The organism is Methanofollis sp., from assembly GCF_028702905.1.
Lineage (GTDB): Archaea > Halobacteriota > Methanomicrobia > Methanomicrobiales > Methanofollaceae > Methanofollis.
On record NZ_JAQVNX010000171.1, the window covers coordinates 1 to 3,157 of the forward strand.

Genomic DNA, 3,157 nt, shown 5'->3' on the forward strand with positions numbered 1-3,157 from the left:
CTGACGTCCCCGGTCGGGAGGATAGGAAGTCGTCGACCAGGAACACCTGTGCTGAAAGGAGAGGTCGGAATGGTCAATCGCCGGGGATGTTTATTTGTCCGGTCCTTCCAGGAGCCGCACGGTCGACGTGGTGACGGGGGGAGGACTGCACGGTATATCAGGGATCTGGAAGGCCGTCCCCCTGTGAAAGACGACCGGCTGTACCTCTGACTGTGCCGGCAGGATCGAGTCCTTCACCCGTGCGATGAACTCAGGTTTTTTTCCTTCATGCGATGTTCCTTTACAGAACGCGCACCTTTCTGGAATCATTCATTCCCTCGTGTAGCGATCCGGTGCTCAATCGTCCGGGCAGGGAGGCGGTGACCACCCGAGACGGTTCTTGCAGGTACGCGTGATTGGTGTTCTCTCCTCACTCAAGCATGGCCCTGACCAGATCGAGCACCGCCCCTGCCGACGTCACCACGTCATGGGCATCCTTTTCCGAATAGACACACCCGTAATCCGCGCCCTCGCGCGTGCGCATCGCAAAGGTGAAATCTTCAAGTACAGACGACGGAAGAATGTTTTCATCGATATACAGCGCTTCGACGGCATGCCGAAGACAGGTGTGGCTCTTTTCTCGATAGCCGCCGGCAAACACCAGCGCACGCAGGGCATGGAACTGTGCATAGTACCCCTGGATGATCGCCCACTTCATGTTCCCCTCTGCAAGGGAGTGCTCGGCAGCAGTGAGGTCTTCTCCTGCTTCCCGCACCTCTTTTGCGACCAGTGCCTGATCGACCGGTATGCGCACGATCTTCCCTCTTTTCAGGCACTGCTCAAACTGATACTTCATCGTACTCCTCGATCAAAGTCTTTCCTCCGAGTATGCGCTCGTAGAGAGCTCGGTCCGTCGTCTTCAATGAACGGAACTCGCCGGGCGTGAGGATGACCGGCGAGATCTCGCGGTCGAGTCCGGCCTGAACCGCTGCAATAGTCTCTGCCGCCCCGGAAAGATCCCCTGTCTCGATGAAGAGATCGATATCGCTCTCGTCGGTGTCTTCGCCGGTTGCCGCGCTCCCGAAGAGTATCGCCCGTCTCACCTTTCCCTGCAAATGGAGGACCAGGGAGTTTATCTCAAGGAGCGTGGCACAGACCTTTATCTCCCGGAGGAGCGGGCTCTCCATCGCCGCCCGGTACAGCACAAGACGTCCTCTCTCCTGGCGGTGGAGAAGGCCGGCCTCTGAAAGGCGAGCAAGGGTTTCACTTGCAGATCCCGCTCCCAGGTGGAGCACCCGGGCGATCTCGCGGACATAAAACTCTTCACGGTAGTTTCTTCCCAGAAATCGGAGAAGCAGAAATGAAGTCGGTGAGAGTATGTTCGTATCGTCGAACATATGTTCGTATATGTGAACACTATCTATGTCAATCTGCTGGTGGGGGACGCTCGTCCTCTACCGGGGTTTGCGGCGACCTGATCGCAGGGCAGGCGGAGGATGAGGCTCTGTCCGCCCCCAGGCCGGAAACGATCGAAGACCTGCTTTTTTGAAAAATGTCCGTGGTCCGGAGACACAGCCAATCTCTATCCGGCGAGCTCGACCTGCCGCAAGGAGCGTTCCGTGTCGGCGATATATCCTCGCTTTTCTTTCAGAAAAAAGATGGATACACTGATATTCAGGGCTGGTCGTCAGCCGCAGCATCCCGGCTGCTCAAAAATGCCTCGACCTCCTGCCTGAACTGAGTGAAATCTCCGATATGCTCCTGCAGGATCGCAAAGGTGAGGGCATCATCGATCGCTCCGTAGCGGTGGACGACGATGTTTCTGAACCCTTTCATTGCCTTGAGGCTCGTGAGCATCGCTCTGCTGAGCACACCGTGCTGTATCAGGTGGTCGACGATATCCTCGTCTGTGCCGGGCACGCCGAGGCGGAGGTCGGTGTTCAGCATCGCACAGATATCGAAGACATTCTCAACCGCATATTCCACTCTCTTGTAGATGCCGTCCCTGACGATCCCGAGGCGGGTGAATGCATCGGCAGAATCGGGCAGGTGTTCCCGGACCATGCCGATGCTCTCGGTCATCTCCTGGAGTTTGGTCCTGATGGCGGCACTCCTGAGCATCCCGCTCATGGTATCGCCCTCTCGCCGATATAGTCGTAGAGGCGGTGTTTGAATGCGTCGAATTCCCTGATGGTCTCGACCGCGACGTCGTACAGGAACTGTTCGTCAGGGCAGTAGAGCACCTGGCCGCGCAAGGACTCCACCCTGACATAGAGAGGGAGCTGCTGAAAGATCTGGAGGTCGTACCTGTCGCTGAAGAGTTCTGACAGGGCGCGAAACCTGAAGTGCGACGCCTCCTCACGGTCCCCGTTGAAGAAGACGCAGAGGTCGATATCCGAGTCCTCCCTCTCCTCTCCCCGTGAGGCGGAGCCGTAGAGGATGACAAAACGGACTCTCTCGAACCCCTCGACTCTCTGGAGCCTCTCGATCACAGACACCTGGTACACTGGTAAGAGGATGGGTCTTTCTTCTCATAACTCTTCTGGCGGCAGGACGGACTGCCGGTACGGCCATGGGGGGACGACGGAGGAGGTCCAGATGAAGACTGGAAAAAAGAGGGGGGATATCCCCTCTCATGCAAGGATCGGTACGCCGTCCGCCCAGGTCTCGATGACCGCAAGGACGATGTCGTCCTCGTAGGACGAGACCCGCAGGGAGGTGCGGGTAAAGGCGACCGCGTACACCTCGCCGTCGGGGTCGTGGCAGCGGAGGCGGCAGGCGTACGCCTCGCGGTCCGGGTCGGCGACCGCGGAACCGCCGATGGCTGACGCAAGCGCCGCATTGCCGAGGAGTTCGGTCTTCGCCGCGGTGAAGCCGGCGAGGGTGGGTGCGCGTGCGGCGGCGTTGCCGACGACCGTACCGGGTGCGTTCTCATAGACGATACGGGCCGTGTAGGCCTCTGAGACCTTCTCGACAGGGTCGTGGGTGATGCCGCCCGACTCCCAGGACGTGCATCCCCAGGGGTTGTCGGCGAGGATCTGCTCGATGATGCCGTTGAAGGTGGCGGCATCGGCGATCGGGGCGGCGAGTTTCCGCACCGATGTCTTGTTCGTGGTGGACAGGGTGAAATCTGTCATTGGTTGTTCTCCTGCCAGGACTCCCGGGATGTCACAGGCAT

Annotated in this window: 6 protein-coding genes; 1 reads left to right on the forward strand and 5 read right to left on the reverse strand. The window is 59.0% G+C overall.

Features of this window, described 5'->3' with window-relative positions:
- Window positions 1-210 (forward strand): hypothetical protein (locus tag PHP59_RS12225; protein WP_300167375.1); only part of this gene is annotated, 210 nt, incomplete at its 5' end.
- A gap of 199 nt (window positions 211-409) precedes the next feature.
- Here the strand turns inward: PHP59_RS12225 and PHP59_RS12230 are convergent.
- From PHP59_RS12230 to PHP59_RS12250, 5 genes are all read right to left on the reverse strand, one after another.
- Window positions 410-835 carry a HEPN domain-containing protein gene (locus PHP59_RS12230; RefSeq protein WP_300167377.1) on the reverse strand — a complete coding sequence of 142 codons (426 nt, stop codon included), beginning with the start codon at window positions 833-835 and terminating at the stop codon, window positions 410-412.
- The gene (locus tag PHP59_RS12235) at window positions 819-1,376 is read right to left on the reverse strand and encodes a MarR family transcriptional regulator (protein WP_300167379.1); all 558 of its coding nucleotides are present in this window, start codon (window positions 1,374-1,376) and stop codon (window positions 819-821) included. The genes PHP59_RS12230 and PHP59_RS12235 overlap by 17 nt, the downstream gene beginning before the upstream one ends.
- A gap of 277 nt (window positions 1,377-1,653) precedes the next feature.
- Entirely contained in the window at window positions 1,654-2,109 is a 456-nt protein-coding gene (locus tag PHP59_RS12240) for a DUF86 domain-containing protein (protein WP_300167381.1), read from the reverse strand.
- On the reverse strand, window positions 2,106-2,477 hold the full coding sequence (locus PHP59_RS12245) for a nucleotidyltransferase domain-containing protein (RefSeq protein ID WP_300167383.1): 372 nt from the start codon (window positions 2,475-2,477) through the stop codon (window positions 2,106-2,108). The genes PHP59_RS12240 and PHP59_RS12245 overlap by 4 nt, the downstream gene beginning before the upstream one ends.
- A 135-nt stretch (window positions 2,478-2,612) precedes the next feature.
- Window positions 2,613-3,157 (reverse strand): hypothetical protein (locus tag PHP59_RS12250; protein WP_366943771.1); only part of this gene is annotated, 545 nt, incomplete at its 5' end.

Excerpts from the sequence above, each read along its gene's own strand:
- PHP59_RS12230 (WP_300167377.1), bottom strand. The coding sequence starts at position 835 with ATGAAGTATCAGTTTGAGCAGTGCCTGAAAAGAGGGAAGATCGTGCGC.
- PHP59_RS12235 (WP_300167379.1), bottom strand. The coding sequence starts at position 1,376 with ATGTTCGACGATACGAACATACTCTCACCGACTTCATTTCTGCTTCTC.
- PHP59_RS12240 (WP_300167381.1), bottom strand. The coding sequence starts at position 2,109 with ATGAGCGGGATGCTCAGGAGTGCCGCCATCAGGACCAAACTCCAGGAG.